The following is a 17,464-nucleotide window of genomic DNA, read 5'->3' on the forward strand; positions in this document are numbered from 1 at the left end:
CCCGCGTCCGGGTCGTGCAGCATGTCAGCGCGGCTTTGCCGCATGACTGCCGCGCGTGCGCCGCCGGCCGCGTTGCAATGCCTCCCCCGGCCGCCCGTCGCCCAGCCGCGCCCGCGCGATTTCCCTCACCGCGTCGATCAGCGTGCGCGCGACCGGCGACGGCTGCGCGTCGGTCCGCAGGACCAGCCCGACCGGCTCGTCGGTGCCGGCCACCGGCAGCGGCACGCGCGCCAGCGCGCCCGCCGACAGGTCGTATTCGGCCGCATACAGCGGCACGAACCAGACCGCGTCGTTCTCGAGCGCGAGCGCGCGCGCGACCGACACGGACAGCACCTCGATGAACGCATCCAGCGGCGGCGCGCCGCACGCGCCCAGCAACTGCTCGGCCGACTGCCGGATCAGCGTGCCGTACGGCGGCAGCACGACCGGGTAGCGCGCCAGCTCGGCGGCCGGCGCGGCGCTTGCCAGCAGCGGGTGCCCGGCGCGCACGACCGCGACGAGCGGCTCGTTGTACAACTGCTCGAACGCGAGCCCGACCATCCGCTCCGGCTCCGACAGCCGCCCGATCGCGCATTCGATCGTGCCCGCCTTCAGGCGTTCGAGCAGCTCGGCATTCGCGGCGGTGGCGATCCGCACGACGACGCGCGGCCAGCGCGCGGCCAGCGCCTTCATCAGCGCCGGCGCAAGCGAGGCCGCGACGGTCGGCAGCATGCCGATCTCGAGCGTCGCCGCCGCGCCGCCGCCTTCGTGCGCCAGCAGCCCGACGCCTTGCCGCAGCGCGAGCACGCAGGCGTTCGCATGCGGCATGAACAGCTGCGCCTCGCGGGTCGGGCGCGCGCCCTGCCGGCCGCGTTCGAACAGCCGGACCCCGAGGATCGCCTCCAGCTCGGCGATCGTCTTCGACACGGCCGGCTGCGTGATCGACAGGCTCTCGGCCGCCTTCTGCACGCCGCCGAGCTGCGCGACCGCGAGAAAGCACTGCAGGTGCCGAAACTTGACGCGGCCGTCGGCAATACGGTTATTCATAACAAAGGGTTATGCGAATGACGGTGAATGGCCATTTTGCATAACTTTCCGGATAAGCCCAAGCACCGCGCACGTCACGGCGTGCGCCGCAACGCCTCGAAGCCGGCCGGCTCCCAGATCCGCTTCGCGACCAGCAGCCCGGTGCCGTGCTTCTGCCCGAGCGGCGCCGCGGACGATTCCGCGTGCAGCGCGGCCGCCTTGCTGCGCAGCCGGCGCAGCTCCTGGTCGAGCTCCGCGGCAGCCGCCGCCGTCAGCATCCCCTGCGAGAACGTCATCGTCTCGCCCGGGCCGTCGAAGCGGCTGTCGAGGAAATCGCCGAGCGCGTGCGCGTGGAAGTAGCGGCGGATCGGGCCGTCCGGCAGCCAGTCGAAATCGCGCGCGACGCGCACGCGGATCCGGTCGCCCGGCAGCAGCGCGACGACGTTCATCCGGTCGAGCATCAGCAGGTATTTCAGGCATTCGGCTTTGGTCACCCGATAGGCCGACACGATGTCGGCCACGGTCCAGTAGTTGATCGCGCAGACGGCGACCAGCAGCAGCTTCTCGTCCGACACCAGCAGCGCCTCCTGCTGCTCGCTCAGCGTGTGCAGCCGCGGCGCGGACGCCGACGCCTCGTGCACGAGCTCGGCGAGCGTGTAGCCGAGCACCTGGCCGATCTGCACGACGCGCTCGAGCGTGAAGCGGCCGCTCGCGAACAGCCGCTTCACGCTCGTCTCGGAGACGTCCAGCTCGCGCGCGACGTCGCGGTACGTCATGCCCTGCGCCTTCAGCAGGCGCTTCAGCGTATCGATGAGTTGGGCGATTTCGGTCATGTCTGGTATCGAAAAAAGATACTAAATGAGAGATATTAGGCTACCGACGCAAGCCCCCGTACATTTTTTAGCACTTGTCCGCATAATCCGCTCCGACCTGCCATCGAACGACGGAGCTGCGATGTCCACCCGAACCGAAACCGCCGCCTGCAACGCGACCCGCGCCGCACCGCGCGACGCCCGCGACACCGCGCGCACGCTGCCGCTGGCCACTGTCCGCACGCTCGCCGCGAGCGCGCACATCGGGGATCTCGTGTTCATCCGCGTGACGGCGCGCCCGTTCCGCGAAGTGGCGGACGCAACGGGCAGCTGGACCAACCATGTCGGGATCGTCGTCGACACGTCGGGCGCGGAGCCGATGGTCGCGGAAAGCACGTTCCCGTGGGCGAAGCTGACGCCGCTGTCGCGCTTCGTCGCGCGCTCCGAGGGCGGCCGCCTCGCGCTGGCGCGGCTCGCGACGCCACCCACCGCGGACGAGCAGCGCCGCGTGCATGCGGCCGCCGAACGGCGGATCGGCACGCTGTACGACACCGGCTTCAACCTGCGCTCGCGGCGGCAGTTCTGCTCGCGCTACGTGCGCGAAGTGCTCGGCGACGCGACGGGCATCGAGCCCGGCGACGTCGAGACCTTCGCGACGCTGCTCGAACGCCGCCCCGGCGCGAAGCTCGGCTTCTGGCGGCTGTGGTACTTCGGGCGTATTCCGTGGGGCCGCGAGACGGTGACGCCCGCGAGCCTGATCCGCAGCAGCAAGCTGACGCTCGAATTCGACGGGATCGTGTTCGATCCGGGCCGCGCGTAACGGGCGGCGCGACGCAGACAAGCAACAACCATAAAAAACCAACAATAAACAGCGACGGGCTGGCTGGAGGGCCGTGCAACGTTCGTCACCGACGACACGCGAGCCCGATCGCTTTAGCCGCCGGACAGGCTGCCCTGTCCGGCGGCTTCTTTATTGGCGCCGGCGCCGCGCAATACATAACAACTGGTTATGCTATCCACGAAAAATCATCATTTTGCATAACCTGACGGTTTGGCTAAAGTCGTGCCATCCCCTCTGCGAAAACCTATCAGGAGACGCCCGATGGATTCCCCCACGATCCTCACGCCGCGCGACTGGCCGTCGCATCCCGCGTACATCCACCCCGAATACCGCTCGTCGGTGAAGCGCGGCCCCACCCGCCCGCTGATTCCGCTGAAGGAGAAGCTGCGCGACCAGTACGCGCCCGTCTACGGCGCCGAAGATCTCGGCGCGCTCGACCACGACCTGACGAAGAATGCGGTGAAGAACGGCGAGCCGCTCGGCGAGCGCATCGTCGTCACGGGCCGCGTGCTCGACGAAGGCGGCAAGCCGGTGCGCAACACGCTCGTCGAGGTCTGGCAGGCAAACGCCGCCGGCCGCTACGTGCACAAGGTCGACCAGCACGACGCGCCGCTCGACCCGAACTTCCTCGGCGCCGGCCGCTGCCTGACCGACGACGAAGGCCGCTACCGCTTCCTGACGATCAAGCCGGGCGCGTATCCGTGGGGCAACCATCCGAACGCATGGCGCCCGAACCACATCCACTTCTCGCTGTTCGGCGACTACTTCGGCCAGCGCCTCGTCACGCAGATGTATTTCCCCGGCGATCCGCTGCTCGCGTACGACCCGATCTTCCAGGGCACGCCCGAGCAGGCGCGCGACCGGCTGATCTCGCGGTTTTCGATGGACATCACCGAAGAAGGCTATGCGCTCGGCTACGAATTCGACATCGTGCTGCGCGGCCGTGACGCCACCCCGACGGAGCGCTGAACCATGACGACGCTGAAACAAACCCCTTCGCAGACGGTCGGCCCGTACTTCGCCTATGGCCTGAGCCCGCAGCAGTACAACTACGACCTGAAGAGCCTGTTCACGCCGGCGATCGCCGCGCCACACGCGGCCGGCGAGCACGTGCTGCTGGTCGGCCGGGTGTTCGACGGCGACGGCAACGTCGTCAGCGACGCGCTGCTCGAATTCACGCAGGCGGACAGCGCGGGCCGGTACCCGGCCTCGCGCGCCGACATCGCGAACACCGGCTTCACCGGTTTCGCGCGGGTCGGCACCGGCACCGACGCGCAGCATCGCTTCGTCGTCGAGACCGTCAAGCCGGGCCGGATCGCCGCGGACGATGCGCCGCACATCAACGTGACGGTGATGATGCGCGGGATCCTCACGCATGCGTTCACGCGCGTGTATTTCGACGACGAAGCGGCGGCGAACGCGGCCGATCCGGTGCTGAACGCCGTGCCGGCCGAACGCCGCGCGACGCTCGTCGCGAAACGCGACGCGCAGCCGGGCGGCCCGACCGTGTACCGCTTCGACATCCGCATGCAGGGCCCGGACGAAACCGTATTCTTCGACGTCTGACCGGCGCACCGGCGGCGGCCGACCGGTGGGGCTCGCATCGCGCGCCCCGCCGCGCGCATTTTTCGCTCGCCGCCGCGTCGCCACGAGCAAAACGTTGCTCTCCCCCGCGCTTCACCGCCCGCTTTTCGGCCGATTTGCGCGGGCGTAAAAATAAATCAATGCGTTTTCGATTTCTTCTGCATATTCGCCTTGCATGTCCAAATGCGCGATCTATGATGAATCGAGCCGACATTAAAATCAGACAAGAAATAAAAAATCGAATACGCGATTAATTAAACAGTCACGGGGAATTCCGATGTCACGCACTCGACCCGCCTGCATCCCGACCGGCCCCTGACGCCGGCCGTCGCACCGATCCTTGTGCCGTTTGCGCGCCGCACCGTGGCTCGGCCGGCGCGCCCCTTTTCTCGCGACGCGACGGATTACACCCGGCTTGCCGTTACCGGATCCCTTCGTGCGGAAGCATCGCGCTCGCGCATTGTGCACGGCGTTGTTCCGCATCCCGGGGGTGCTGTGCTGCTTGATGGAAGCGCTTTATTTCATTATTCGTCACTAAATTTCTTTTTCAGGCGGGAAATGAGCGATCAGATCAGCATCACAATCGATAATGCCGGCCTCAATACCATTTATAGCGGCGGCCATTATGTGACGCTGGTGAAAGACGTCGTTGCGCAGCCGCCGGCGCAGGGCAACCATGCCGATTGCATGGATTACGTCCCAGTCGCTCGTCATGGCCGCGACCACACTTCACATCAGCGTCGACTCCGCCAGTTCTACGTGCAGGATCTCGTGGCGCTGTTCCTGTCGTCGGGGCAGAACGGCATGGTGATACCGGCGGTGCCGGCCGATCCGCTCGATGTGCCGCTCGTGCCCGGCGATGTAAATATCGTGTTCGACGACGCGACGAACCGGTTCGTGCCAGTTTGACGGGCGCGCTCGGAGCAGGCGCCGCTGCGCGGGAAGGATTGTCGCGATGCAACATGCGCGGGCCTGCCGTTGCATTGATCTAATCCGTTGCTCTTGCGCTTTATGCGCCCTATGATGTGCCAATCGAATTCGATTGCCTTGGATTACGTCGATACAGGAAATAATTCATCCCGCCACGATGGCCGGCCGATCGCCGGTCGCGCCATGCGTGCGACACCGAGTGCCTTTGAGCGCGCCTGCCCGTGATACGGCGGTCGCGCATTTTTTTGTCCGCTCGCAGCCAAGAGTGCGTGCGCCATACCGGCACTTCACCGCAGCATGAACGACATCGCCGACAAACTATTCAGCGTGCGCACCGCATGCTCGACCGACGGCGCGTCGAACCGCAGCGTCACCGCATCCACCCGCTCGAGCGACGGCAGCACGCCGAACAGGTCCGCGAGCGCGGCCGTCTGCACGCGCAACGTACAGGCCGCCGGCACGGGCTGGTGAGCGCCGGCGTGCCAGCCCGCCGATCGCGCGTGCTCGACGGTCTCGCGCGCCGCGGCCTCGATGCGCGCGCAGGCAGCCGCCGGCGTCAGCGTGTCGCCGGTCGCCGCGCCGCCGGCCGTCTTGACCGTCGCGAAGCGCGCGGCGGGAAACAGCGGCTGCGTCTCTTCGGCGAACACGTCGTCGCCGGACGCCAGCGCGACGTGCGCACCGTATTCCCGTGCGAGCGCGCCATACAGCCCAGCCTCGCCGAGCTCGATGCCGTTCAGCCAGACCTGCGTGAACGCAAAACTGTTGATCGTGTGCGCGAGCACGCCGCGCGTCTGCGACTTCGCGTGGTAGCCGATCATGAACACGAGGTCGGGCCGCTGCTCGAGCCCGGCCATCATGCCGAGCATCCGCGGCTTGCCGAGCACGACCCGCACCCGCGCATCGAGCGCATCCGGCAGCAGGTTGCGAAAGCCGCCATGCGAATCGTTGACCCACACGGCCTGCGCGCCGCCCGCGAACGCGCCTTCGATCGCCGCGTTCGCCTCGGCGGTCATCCAGCGGCGCGCGCGCTCGTATTCGGGGTTGCCGGGCCGCGTCTGCTCGGTGGCGAACACGCCGGCGACGCCTTCGATATCGGTCGAAATCAGGATCTTCATGTCCGGATGGGTGGTCCTTCGTTGAGCAGACGGTCGAGGTCGGGCACGGCATCGCGCAGCGACTGCCGCACGTGACCGTCGCGCCCCGCGACCGTCACCGCCTGCAGCAGCGCATCGGCGATCGCATGCTCGACGCTTTCGGCCGCCGCCAGGAACAGCGGGTCGAGCGCGCTGTCGGCAAGCAGCGCGGGCAGCGCCACGTGGTGCGCGTCGTGCGGCACCGTATACGCGGTCGAGAACGCAAGCGCGATGTCGCCGCTGCCGTGACCGTAGACCGACCCCGTGCGCGCAAGCCCCGCCGCCGCGCGGCGCGCAAGCCGCGTGAGTTGCCGCGCGTCGAGCGGCGCGTCGGTCGCGAGCAGCATGATGATCGAGCCTTGTTCGGGCGGCGCGGCCTGCCCGCCGTGCCCCGCTTCACGCCGCGCGCTCACGATGCGCCCGAGCGGCACGCCGCCGAGCGTCAGCATCGGCAGCCGGCCGAAGTTCGCGAGCACCAGCGCGCCAACCGTGTACGGCCGCTGCGCGGCCACCGCGCGCCGCGACGCGGAGCCGATCCCGCCCTTCAGGTCGAAGCACGACATCCCGCGCCCGGCGCCGATCGCGCCGCGCACGACATCGCGCGACGCTGCGCGGCACGCGTCGTCGTAATGCGACGGCGCGACCGCGAACGCGTGCAGGTCGTTCAGGTAACCGTCGTTGCATTCGAACACGAGCGGGTTGACGGTCGGCCAGTCGCGGCCGATCGCCGGGTTCGCGGCGATCGCCGCGCGGATCTGCGCATGCGCGACCATGCCGACGCCGAACGTACTGGTCAGCGCGATCGGCGTCTCGATCACGCCGAGCTCGCCGACCTGCACGAGCCCGACGCTCTTGCCGAAGCCGTTGATCACCGCCGCGCCGGCCGGCACCTTGCTGCGATACAGGTCGCCCGCATGCGGCTTCACGACGGTGACGCCGGTCTGCACCGCCCCCGCGTCGAGCGTGCAGTGGCCGACCGTCACGCCGGGCACGTCGGCGATCGTGCCGCGCGGCCCCGCGGGCAGCGTCGACATCCCCGTCGATGCACCGGCCATCAGCGCCGCTCCAGCTTCGGATCGAGCGCGTCGCGCAGCCCGTCGCCGAGCAGGTTGAACGCGAGCACGGTCAGGAAGATCGCGAGGCTCGGAAAGATCGCGACGTGCGGCGCGCTCACCATGTCCGCGCGGGCCTCGTTCAGCATCGCGCCCCACTCCGGCGTGGGCGGCTGCGCGCCGAGCCCGAGGAACGACAGGCTCGCCGCGGTGATGATCGACGTGCCGATCCGCATCGTGAAGTAGACGACGACCGACGACACCGTGCCCGGCAGGATGTGCCGCATGATGATCGTCCAGTCCGACGCGCCGATGCTGCGTGCGGCCTCGACATAGGTCATGTGCTTGAGCATCAGCGTGTTGCCGCGCACGAGCCGCGCGAACGCCGGGATGCTGAAGATCGCCACCGCGCAGATCACGTTGATCATCCCGTTGCCGAGGATCGCAACAACGCCGATCGCGAGCAGGATGCCCGGGAACGCGAACAGCACGTCGGCGACGCGCATCGTGATGCGGTCCCACCAGCCTTCGTAGTAGCCGGCGAGCAGGCCGAACACGGTGCCGATGAACGCGCCGAGCGCGACCGAGAAAAAGCCCGCGGCCAGCGAGATGCGCGTGCCGGCGACGATCCGGCTGAAGATGTCGCGGCCGAGCGAATCGACGCCGAACCAGTGCGCGGCGGACGGCGCCGCATTGAGCGCGTCGTAGTCGAAATAGTTCTCCGGGTCGAACGGCACGACGTGCGGGCCGACGAACGCCAGCACGACGAGCAGCAGCACGAAGCCGCCGGCGACGAGCGCGACGGTCTGCTTGCGGAACTTGCGCCAGAATTCGCGCCACGGCGTGCGGATCGCCGCGGATGCGGCCGGCGCCGCGGTCTGGACAGTCGCGTTCATGCGGGCCTCACTTGAACCGGATGGTCGGGTTGATGACCGCGTACAGCACGTCGACGGTCAGGTTGATCAGGATGAACTCGAGCGAGAACAGCAGCACGATCGCCTGGATCACCGGGTAGTCGCGCATCGTCACCGCATCGACCAGCAGGCGCCCGAGCCCCGGCCAGTTGAACACCGCCTCGACGACGATCGAGCCGCCGAGCAGGAAGCCGAACTGCAGCCCCATCATCGTGACGACCGGAATCATCGCGTTGCGCAGGCAGTGCTTGAGCACGACCATCGGCTCGTGCACGCCCTTCGCGCGCGCGGTGCGCACGAAATCCTCGTTCAGCACCTCGACGAACGACGCGCGCGTGAAGCGCGCCATCACCGCCGCGACGGCCGCGCCGAGCGTCAGCGACGGCAGCACGTAGCTCTTCCAGGTGCCGTCCGGCACGACCGGCAGCCAGCCGAGCTTCACCGAGAAGATCTCCATCAGCAGCATGCCGAGCGCGAACGCGGGAAACGAGATGCCGGACACCGCGAGCGTCATGCCGACGCGGTCCGGCCACTGGTTGCGCCACACCGCCGACGCGATGCCGATCGCCATCCCGAACAGCGTCGCCCAGCCCATGCTGACGAGCGTCAGCAGCAGCGTGGGCATGAAGCGCTCGCCGATCTCGGTGGACACGGCGCGCTTGCTGCGCGTCGACTTGCCGAAGTCGCCGTGCGCGATCTTCACGAAGAAGTTCGCGAACTGCGCGGGCATCGGCCGGTCGAGGCCGAGATCGGCGCGCACCAGCGCGACGGTCGCCTCGTCGGCCTCGGGGCCGGCCGCGAGCCGCGCGGGGTCGCCCGGCAGCAGGTGCACGAACAGGAACACCAGCACCGCGACGATCGCGAGCGTGGGCATGAGGCCGAACAGACGTTTGACGATGAAATTCAGCATGAGGGCACCGAACCTGGGCGGCGCGCCGGCGCGACGTCATCGCTGAACCGGCGCGCCGTGACGCGCGTGAACGTGCGTATTGAATGCGCTTACTTCAGCGAGATCTCGTCGAAATTGAACGAGCCGTCCGGCATCACGTACATGCCTTGCAACCGCTTGCTGCGCGCGTAGACGATCTTTTCCTGCACGAGGAAAATCCACGGCGCATCGGCCCAGATCTGCTTCTGCACGCCCGCGTAGTACTCGCCCTTCTTCGCGCGGTCAGTCGTCGACAGCGCCTTCTCCAGCCCCTCGTCGACGAGCCCGTTCTGGTAGTACGCGGTATTGAACAGCCTCGGCGGCTTCGACGCGGACGCGAGCAGCGGCGTCAGCGCCCAGTTCGCCTCGCCGGTCGACGACGACCAGCCGATATAGAACATCCGCACCGGCGCGCTCGCCGGGTCCTGCGCGCTCTCGACCTTCGAGACGCGCTCGCCCGATTCGAGCGCCTGCACCTGCACCTTCACGCCGACCTGCGCGAGCTGCTGCTGGACGAACTGAATCACCTTCTGCGACGTCGTGTTGTTGTAGCCCGACCAGAGGATCGACTCGAAACCGTTCGGATAGCCGGCCTCCTTCAGCAGCGCGCGCGCCTTCGCGGGGTCGTACGGCCACGGGCCGGTCTTCGTCGCGTACTCGACGCCCGGCGGCACGACGCCCGGCACCGGCATCGCGAAGCCGGAGAACGCGACCTTCGCGAGCGCATCCTTGTTGATCGCGTAGTTGAGCGCCTGGCGCACCTTCGGATTGTCGAACGGCTTCTGCAGCGTGTTCAGCGAGATGTAGCGCACCACGATCGACGGCCGCTCGACCACGTCGAGCTTCGGGTTGGTTTTCAGGTCGGCGACCTGCTCGTACGGAATCCGGAACGCGAGATCGGCCTGGCCCGCCTTCATCAGCGCCGCGCGCGTGTTGTTGTCGATCACGGGCTTCCAGTCGATCATGTCGATCTTCGGATAGCCCTTTTTCCAATAGCCGGCGTATTTCTTCACCTTCATGTCGTCGGTCTGCTTCCACTCGACGAATTCGAACGGCCCGGTGCCGACCGGATGCAGCCCGATCTCGCGGCCCCACTTCTTCAGCGCCGTCGGCGAGATCATCACCGCGGACGGATGCGCGATCGTGTTGATGAAGGCCGAGAACGGCTCGCGCAGCGTGAACTTCACCGTATACGGATCGACGACCTCGGTCTTCTCGATCACGCGGAACAGGTTGTAGCGCTTCAGCTTGTTCGCCGGATCGGTCACGCGGTCGAACACGACCTTCACCGCGTCCGCGTTGAAATCGGTGCCGTCCTGGAACTTCACGCCCTGGCGCAGCTTGACCGTGTAGACCTTCGCGTCGGGCGACGCCGTGTAGCTCGTCGCGAGCACGTTGACGAGCTTCATGTCCTTGTCGAAGCCGAACAGCCCCTCGTAGAACGACTTCGCGGCCGCCTGCGACACCGTGTCGTTCGAATCGTAAGGGTCCATCGTCGTGAACGTCTCGCCGACCGCGATCACCGCGGTCTGCTGCGCGAACGCGGGCAGCGCGACCGCCAGCGCGAACGCGCTCGCGCCCGTGGCGAGCAGCGCGCGCGGACGGAACATCGGGAACGAAAGCGATTTGTTCATGTGGGCTGGCTCCTGTGCGTGATTCGGTGACGCGTGGTGGGAATCGCGGAATGACTGCCTCCGCTCGGGAAACAACCGTCGCTGCCTGGCGCGTGCGCAACTGCGGTCCATGTGACCTCCTCGTGCGTCAGTACGCGCCGCCGACGCGATGCGTCGCGACGAAATGATCGGGGCCGACCGCGACGAGCGGCGCGACCGCCGGATCGTCGCCGGCCGCGCGGATCGGGCTCGGCACCTCGTCCGCCGGCAACTGGCGCAGCGCGTGCCGGCGCGCCGGATCGGCCACGGGCACCGCGCTCATCAGCTTCTTCGTGTACGGATGCTGTGGCGCCTCGAACACCGCGCGGCGCGGGCCGATCTCGACGATCTGGCCGAGATACATCACCGCGACCCGATGGCTGACGCGCTCGACCACCGCCATGTCGTGCGAGATGAACAGGTACGCGACGCCCAGCTCGCGCTGCAGGTCGAGCATCAGGTTGACGATCTGCGCCTGCACCGACACGTCGAGCGCGGACACCGACTCGTCGGCGATCACGACCTTCGGGTTCAGCGCGAGCGCGCGCGCGATCGCGATCCGCTGGCGCTGCCCGCCCGAGAATTCGTGCGGATAGCGGCGCGCGGCCTCGGCCGGCAGCCCGACCCGGTCGAGCAGCCAGTCGACCCGCTCCTGCGCGGCGCGGCCGCTCGCGACGCCATGCACGAGCAGCGGCTCCATGATCGAGAAGCCGACCGTGAGCCGCGGGTTCAGCGATGCGAACGGATCCTGGAAGATGAACTGGATATTGCGGCGCAGCGCCTGCAGGTCGGCGCCCTTCATCGCGCTGATGTCGCGGCCGTCGAATTCGATCGAGCCGCTCTGCGATTCGACGAGGCGCAGCAGCGAGCGGCCGGTGGTCGACTTGCCGCAGCCCGATTCGCCGACGAGCGCCAGCGTCTCGCCCGGGCGCAGCTCGAAGCTGACGCGCTCGACGGCATGCACGTATTGCGACACGCGGCCGAACAGCCCGCTCTTGACCGGAAAGCGCGTGACGAGGTCGCGCACGCGCAGCACCGGCGGCGCGGCGGCGTCGACCGCCGGCTGGGCGAGCGCGGCAGCGTCGTCCCCAACGGGCGGCACGGCTTCGGCGGCCGCTGCGCCCTCCACCTTCAGCAGCGGGAATTTCTCCGGCACGTCGGTGCCCTGCATCGAGCCGAGGCGCGGCACGGCCGCGAGCAGCGCGCGCGTGTAGCGGTGCTCGGGCGCGGCGAAGATGCGCGGCGCGTCGCCCTCCTCGACCTTCTCGCCGCGATACATGACGAGCACGCGGTCGGCCACCTCGGCGACCACGCCCATGTCGTGCGTGATGAACACCACGCCCATGTTCATCTCGTCCTGCAGGCCGCGGATCAATTGCAGGATCTGCGCCTGGATCGTCACGTCGAGCGCGGTGGTCGGCTCGTCGGCGATCAGCAGCGCGGGCCGGCACGACAGCGCCATCGCGATCATCACGCGCTGGCGCATCCCGCCGGAGAGCTGGTGCGGATAGCGCGCGAACACGCGGCGCGCTTCCGGAATGCGCACGAGGTCGAGCAGGCGCAGCGCCTCGGCGCGCGCGTCCGACGCGCTCTTCGACTGGTGCAGCGCGATCGCCTCGCTGATCTGGTCGCCGACGGTGAACACCGGATTGAGCGACGTCATCGGCTCCTGGAAGATCATCGCGATATCCGCGCCGCGCACGCCGCGCATCGTCGCGGCGCTTGCCTGCGCGAGGTCGAGCTGCGTGCCGTTGCGCCGCCGGAATGCGATCCGGCCACGCGTGATCGTGCCGCCGCCGTGTTCGACGAGCCGCATCAGCGCGAGCGACGTGACCGACTTGCCGGAGCCGGATTCGCCGACGATCGCGAGCGTCTCGCCGCGGTCGACGTGGAAGGACACGCCGCGCACCGCGTCGAACGTCGCGCCTTCGCGGCGGAACGTCACCGACAGGTCGTCGACCGCGACGACGCGCCGTTCGGGCATGGCAAGCGCGGCCTGGGTTCGCTTCGTCGTCATGCGGGCCTCTCCTGATGCAAGCGCGGCGCGGGCTCAGGCCGCGTCATCGCGATAGATCCCGACCACGGGCGCATCGCCGACACGCGCATAGCCACGATACATCCCTTCGGTGTTGAACGGCATCGCGACGTTGCCGTGCGCATCGACCGCGATGATCCCGCCGCGGCCCGCGATGCGCGGCAGCTTGTTCATCACGACGTCATGCGCGGCGTCCTGCAGCGACGCGCCGCGATAGGCGATCTGCGCGGCGACGTCGTGCGCGGTGGCGAGGCGGATGAACATCTCGCCGGTGCCGGTGGACGATACCGCGCAGGTCGCGTCGTCCGCGTAGCAGCCCGCGCCGACGATCGGCGAATCGCCGACCCGGCCCGGCTGCTTGTTGGTGATCCCGCCGGTGGACGTGGCCGCCGCGACGTGGCCGTGCAGATCGCGCGCGACCGCGCCGACGGTGCCGTGCTTGCGGTCGGGGTCGAGCGGCTCGGGCGGGCGCGGTGCGCCGTCGCCGAACGCGAACGTCGCGGCGTCGTGATCGAGCAGCATGCCCGCGGCTTCGCGCGCCTTGAGCCACTGCGCGCGGCGCGCGTCGGTACCGAAATAGCCCGGCTCGACGAGCTCCAGGCCGTGCGCGGCCGCGAACGCGTCGGCGCCCGCGCCGGCGAACAGCACGTGCTCGCTCGCTTCCATCACGCGCCGCGCGGCGAGCACCGGATTGCGCACGCGCGTCGCGCAGCACACCGCGCCGGCGGCGAGCGTCGCGCCGTCCATGATCGCGGCGTCGAGTTCGTGCGTGCCGTCGGCCGTATATACCGCGCCGTGCCCCGCGTTGAACAGCGGGCAGTCTTCGAGCATCCGCACCGCGACGGTGACGGCGTCGAGCGCGCTGCCGCCGTCGGCGAGCACCGCCTGCGCGGCGCGCAGGATCGCCGCCAGCTCGGTGCGGTACTGCAGCTCGGTTTCGGTGCTCATCGCGCTGCGCAGGATCGTGCCTGCGCCGCCATGAATCGCCACGATCGCGGGTGAAGTCATGCTTTTCTCGAACGGGAGGATGAAGGTGAAGGGTGCGTGTCCGGCAGCGCGGCCTGCGGCTGCGTGAGCCAGGGCAACAGGAATTCGGTCATCTCGGCCGCGGCCTTCGCGGAACGGTGCGTGCGCAGCGCGACCGCGTCGATCAGCGCCTCGATCATCGCGAGCACGGCCGCTTCCGACGTGGCCGCAAAGCGCCGCCGCGCGGTCACGAACAGCATCAGCGATGCGCACGGCGCGAGCGGCGAATCGGGGCCGTCGGTCAGCGCGAGCACCTGCGCGCCGCGTGCGGCCGCGCGGCGCGCCAGTTCCATCGTGTCCTCGACGTAGCGCGGAAACGCGATCGCGATCACCAGGTCGCGCGCATCGGCCGAATACAGGCGCCGCGCCGCGTGCGACGGGCCGCCGAGCAGCGCGAGCGACTGCACGTTGTCGTGACAGACCGACAGGCCGTGCTCCATCAGCCCCGCGAGAAACGCGCTCGATCCCGCGCCGAGGATCAGCACGCGGCGCGCGGCGACGATCGCCTCGACCGCCGCCTCGACCTGCGTCGCGTTCAGTTGCGCGCGCGTGTGCTCGAGGTTCTCCACCGCCTGGTCGAACACCGCGTCGATCCATGCGGCGCCGCGCACGCCGGCTTCCTGTTCCTGCGCGGAGCGCAGCCGCTCGACCGGCCCGAGCGTCGCTTCGAAGCCGCGCACGAGCGCCGCGCGCATCGCCGGATAGCCGTCGAAGCCGAGCGCCTTCGCGAAGCGGTTCGCGGTGGCGATCGACGCGTTTACCGCCTGCGCGAGTTCGTCGATCCGCATCGTCGCCGCGCGGAACGGATTCGCGAGCACGTATTCGCCCATGCGCCGGTGAATCGGCGTGAGCGCCGGCATCGCGGCCGCGATGCGCGCGGCAATCGAAGGTTCGGCGTCGGATACGGCGGGCGGATGAAGCGGCGGCATGCGGGCGCGGCGGCAGTCGGGTGATTGAAAGTGAAAGTAAATTTACACGCGCCACAGACGGAAAAAAATAAATTTTCATCGACTCAGGGAAACCCCGATGCGCGGCGCTTCGCCGGCGCGGGGGTGCGCCTCCTCATTGGCCTCGCCCTGCCGATCAATCTGGCGAATTGCTTACAATGCACGGCTCTTTCTCCTGCATCGCCCTTCGTTGCAGCCTTCCCACCGGGTATAACATCACACGGCCCTGCCGCATTCGGGCGTGCCGCGCCCCTGCGCGCGGCGTTCCGTGTCGTGGCCCTTCTTCCGGATGCCAACCATGTCAGACTCCCGTCCCTTGCCTCGTACGACGTTCAGGCCGCAGGTCGCGGCCGGGCGGCGGCGCGGAGGCGCGCGATGAGCGGCGTGTCGCATGATCTCGTCGGCGACACCATCGCGCTGGGCACGCTCGCGCTGCTGTATCTCGCCGAGCTCGGGCTCGCGCTGTGGCGGATCCGGGCGGCCGCGCGGCGCGGCAAGGTCTACTGGCTCGTGTGCGCGGCGCTGCTGCTCGGCGGCGCGGGCGCGATGTTCGCCGCGCAGCCGCCCGATACGGGCGTCGGCGAAATGCCGGCCGGCTTCGCGCTCGGCGTCGAAGCGGTGCTGGCCGGGCTGGCGATGGTCGCGGCCGGATGCGCGTGGCTGATGCTGCGCGCGCGACGGGCGCCGTAGGCGTGACGGAACTGCCCTATGCCGACGCGTCGCCCAGGAAGGCCAGCATCGCCGCGTTGAAGCGGCCCGGCCGCTGCAGCGGCGCGAAATGGCTCACGCCCGGCAGGCGCGTCAGCACCGCGCCGGGAATCGAACGGGCCAGATACGCCGCATGCTCGGGCAGGATGAATTCGTCGTGCTCGCCGAGCACGATCGCGACGGGCACTGCGATCTCGCCGAGCTCGCGCGCGCTGTAGTTCGGCTGCGTGCGCATCATCTCGCTGACGGCGGCCACGAACGGCTCGAAATCGTCCGGCGTCGCCGACAGGCTCGCATAATCCTGCCGGTGCCGCGCGAAGCAGCGGTCGATCACCGCGCTCGGCGCCATCTCCCGGGCGCCGCTCGGATCCATGTTGCAGGCGAAGAAGAACACGCGTTCGACGCGGGCCGGCACGCGCGCGGCGAGCACGAGCGCGATGCACGCGCCGTCGCTCCAGCCGACGAGGCGCGCGCGCTCGATGCCGAGCGCATCCATCACCGCGAGCACGTCCGATGCCATGCGTTCGTAGGAATACGGCCGGCCGTCGCGCGTGCTGCGGCCGTGGCCGCGGCTGTCGATCAGCACGGCGCGATAACCGGCCGACACGATGGCCGGCACCTGGTAGCCCCAGTTGCCCCCATGGCCGAGGCCGCCGTGCAGCAGGATCACCGGCGGGCCGTCGCCGTACGACGCATGCCAGATGCGCGCGCCGTCATGCGCCACCCAGCCCTCGACGCCGGCGCGCGGCAGCGGCGCGGCGCCCTGCCCGGCGAACCGGACGAGATCGTCATCCTCGATGTCCTCGGTCTTCGCGCTCATCGTTGTTCCTCTTGTCCGGCGAAGCTGAAAAGCGCGATTGTAGTGCGCATTCGCGGCGCGATCGTGTCGGCCGGCCGGCTACGCGGCCCGCCGGCGCGCGCCGATCATCCAGCACGCCGCGTCGTAGCGCAGTTCGTCCCCCTGAACGTAACGCGCGAACGCGGCGCACATCGTTTCGACCACGCGCATGCGCGTCGCGTCGTCCACGTCGCGCAGCGCGATGCCGACGGGGCCGAGCCGCGACACGTAGTCGGTCAACGCATGCGTCGGCAGCACGCATTGCACGTCGATCGCGCGGATGTCGATATCGGCCCAGCCGCTGGCCTCGAGGATCGACGCAACCCGCGCGCGGTCGCCGAACCCGAACTGCCCCGGCGCGCCGGGCACGCGCGGCGGCAAGTTCGGCAGCAGCGGCGCGGCGGCGCGCTCGGCGGTCGTCATGAACGGGTTGTCCGCCGCGCCGCGCCACGCGATCGCACACAGCCGCGCGCCGTCGGCCGCCGCGTGCCGCAGGTTCGCAAACGCGCGCACCGGATCGTCGAAGAACATCACGCCGAGACGCGACACGATCAGGTCGAAGCGCGCGTCGCCGAACGCGTGCATCTGCGCGTCCGCGCGGACGAAGTCGGCGTGAACGCGTTCGCGCCCGGCGCGCGCGCGGGCCGCGTCGAGCATCGGCGCCGACACGTCGATGCCCGTGCAGCGCCCCTGCGCGCCGAGCCGGCGGGCAATGGCGACCGTGACCGCGCCGGTGCCGCAGCCGACGTCGAGCACCCGCCGCGCCGACGTGGCGACGGCCGCTTCGACGAGCAGTTGCTCGAGCGGCTCGAACATCCGGTCGAGCACCGCCTGCGTGTCGACCCATGCGCGGCCGCTCGGGCCGTTCCAGAGTGCGGCCTGCTCGCCGTTGGCTGACTCGGTGTGGTTCATGATCGTTTTCCTGTGAATGCCCTCGGAAGGCGAATCGGCAGTGTGCCGCCTCAAGCCGGCTTGAAGTCAAGCGGCAGCGGCCCCGCCCGTCACGCTCATCGCGACGCAACATCGCTCGCCGAATCGCGCACAATGCGTCGACGGCGA

Annotated in this window: 17 protein-coding genes; 5 read left to right on the forward strand and 12 right to left on the reverse strand. The window is 69.1% G+C overall.

Translation table 11 applies throughout. The features are described 5' to 3' along the window. Positions 1-24 precede the first annotated feature (24 nt). Together pcaQ and ABFO07_RS23740 are read right to left on the reverse strand one after the other, a co-directional pair. Positions 25-1,026, reverse strand: coding sequence for a pca operon transcription factor PcaQ (pcaQ, locus tag ABFO07_RS23735; protein ID WP_059883024.1), 1,002 nt, complete (start codon positions 1,024-1,026; stop codon positions 25-27). A gap of 74 nt (positions 1,027-1,100) precedes the next feature. Beyond that, positions 1,101-1,838: a helix-turn-helix domain-containing protein gene (locus ABFO07_RS23740; protein WP_059808106.1), complete on the reverse strand. Its 738-nt coding sequence runs from the start codon at positions 1,836-1,838 to the stop codon at positions 1,101-1,103. A gap of 121 nt (positions 1,839-1,959) precedes the next feature. Here ABFO07_RS23740 and ABFO07_RS23745 point away from each other — a divergent pair, with 121 nt between their 5' ends. The 4 genes from ABFO07_RS23745 to ABFO07_RS23760 all read left to right on the forward strand — a co-directional run bounded on the left by ABFO07_RS23745 (position 1,960) and on the right by ABFO07_RS23760 (position 5,151). Continuing rightward, complete coding sequence (locus tag ABFO07_RS23745; RefSeq protein WP_230951303.1) at positions 1,960-2,637, forward strand: YebB family permuted papain-like enzyme; 678 nt, start codon at positions 1,960-1,962, stop codon at positions 2,635-2,637. 282 nt (positions 2,638-2,919) lie between these two features. Further along, positions 2,920-3,627: a protocatechuate 3,4-dioxygenase subunit beta gene (gene pcaH, locus ABFO07_RS23750; protein ID WP_059883028.1), complete on the forward strand. Its 708-nt coding sequence runs from the start codon at positions 2,920-2,922 to the stop codon at positions 3,625-3,627. A gap of 3 nt (positions 3,628-3,630) precedes the next feature. Next, positions 3,631-4,224: a protocatechuate 3,4-dioxygenase subunit alpha gene (gene pcaG / locus ABFO07_RS23755; RefSeq protein WP_059808111.1), complete on the forward strand. Its 594-nt coding sequence runs from the start codon at positions 3,631-3,633 to the stop codon at positions 4,222-4,224. 576 nt (positions 4,225-4,800) lie between these two features. Next, positions 4,801-5,151: a hypothetical protein gene (locus tag ABFO07_RS23760; protein ID WP_347468677.1), complete on the forward strand. Its 351-nt coding sequence runs from the start codon at positions 4,801-4,803 to the stop codon at positions 5,149-5,151. Positions 5,152-5,459: 308 nt separating this feature from the next. Here the strand turns inward: ABFO07_RS23760 and ABFO07_RS23765 are convergent, their stop codons facing one another. The 8 genes from ABFO07_RS23765 to ABFO07_RS23800 all read right to left on the reverse strand — a co-directional run bounded on the left by ABFO07_RS23765 (position 5,460) and on the right by ABFO07_RS23800 (position 14,841). Beyond that, positions 5,460-6,287 (reverse strand): M55 family metallopeptidase, encoded by an 828-nt coding sequence (locus ABFO07_RS23765; protein WP_059883033.1) that lies wholly within the window; start codon positions 6,285-6,287, stop codon positions 5,460-5,462. Next, on the reverse strand, positions 6,284-7,360 hold the full coding sequence (locus ABFO07_RS23770) for a P1 family peptidase (RefSeq protein WP_347468678.1): 1,077 nt from the start codon (positions 7,358-7,360) through the stop codon (positions 6,284-6,286). Before ABFO07_RS23770 ends, ABFO07_RS23765 begins: the two co-directional genes overlap by 4 nt. Beyond that, the gene (gene gsiD, locus ABFO07_RS23775) at positions 7,360-8,253 is read right to left on the reverse strand and encodes a glutathione ABC transporter permease GsiD (protein WP_059561348.1); all 894 of its coding nucleotides are present in this window, start codon (positions 8,251-8,253) and stop codon (positions 7,360-7,362) included. The genes ABFO07_RS23770 and gsiD overlap by 1 nt, the downstream gene beginning before the upstream one ends. 7 nt (positions 8,254-8,260) lie before the next feature. Continuing rightward, entirely contained in the window at positions 8,261-9,181 is a 921-nt protein-coding gene (gene gsiC / locus ABFO07_RS23780; protein ID WP_059561351.1) for a glutathione ABC transporter permease GsiC, read from the reverse strand. 89 nt (positions 9,182-9,270) lie between these two features. After that, positions 9,271-10,833, reverse strand: coding sequence for a glutathione ABC transporter substrate-binding protein GsiB (gsiB, locus tag ABFO07_RS23785; protein WP_059883039.1), 1,563 nt, complete (start codon positions 10,831-10,833; stop codon positions 9,271-9,273). 127 nt (positions 10,834-10,960) lie between these two features. Continuing rightward, a complete protein-coding gene (locus ABFO07_RS23790; RefSeq protein WP_060150313.1) occupies positions 10,961-12,868 on the reverse strand; it encodes a dipeptide ABC transporter ATP-binding protein in 1,908 nt (635 codons plus the stop codon). Between the two features lie 33 nt (positions 12,869-12,901). Further along, entirely contained in the window at positions 12,902-13,894 is a 993-nt protein-coding gene (locus ABFO07_RS23795) for an isoaspartyl peptidase/L-asparaginase family protein (protein WP_060158099.1), read from the reverse strand. Continuing rightward, complete coding sequence (locus tag ABFO07_RS23800) at positions 13,891-14,841, reverse strand: MurR/RpiR family transcriptional regulator (RefSeq protein WP_059995740.1); 951 nt, start codon at positions 14,839-14,841, stop codon at positions 13,891-13,893. Before ABFO07_RS23800 ends, ABFO07_RS23795 begins: the two co-directional genes overlap by 4 nt. A 393-nt stretch (positions 14,842-15,234) precedes the next feature. Here ABFO07_RS23800 and ABFO07_RS23805 point away from each other — a divergent pair, with 393 nt between their 5' ends. Beyond that, positions 15,235-15,549, forward strand: coding sequence for a hypothetical protein (locus ABFO07_RS23805; protein ID WP_347468679.1), 315 nt, complete (start codon positions 15,235-15,237; stop codon positions 15,547-15,549). A 16-nt stretch (positions 15,550-15,565) separates the two neighbouring features. On the opposite strand, the gene ABFO07_RS23810 is transcribed toward ABFO07_RS23805, so the two are convergent. Both ABFO07_RS23810 and ABFO07_RS23815 read right to left on the reverse strand, forming a co-directional pair. After that, positions 15,566-16,387: an alpha/beta fold hydrolase gene (locus ABFO07_RS23810; protein WP_347468680.1), complete on the reverse strand. Its 822-nt coding sequence runs from the start codon at positions 16,385-16,387 to the stop codon at positions 15,566-15,568. A gap of 78 nt (positions 16,388-16,465) precedes the next feature. Then, positions 16,466-17,317 carry a class I SAM-dependent methyltransferase gene (locus ABFO07_RS23815; protein WP_347468681.1) on the reverse strand — a complete coding sequence of 284 codons (852 nt, stop codon included), beginning with the start codon at positions 17,315-17,317 and terminating at the stop codon, positions 16,466-16,468. Positions 17,318-17,464: the final 147 nt, after the last annotated feature.

This window comes from Burkholderia stagnalis (assembly GCF_039848545.1).
GTDB classification, from domain to species: domain Bacteria; phylum Pseudomonadota; class Gammaproteobacteria; order Burkholderiales; family Burkholderiaceae; genus Burkholderia; species Burkholderia stagnalis.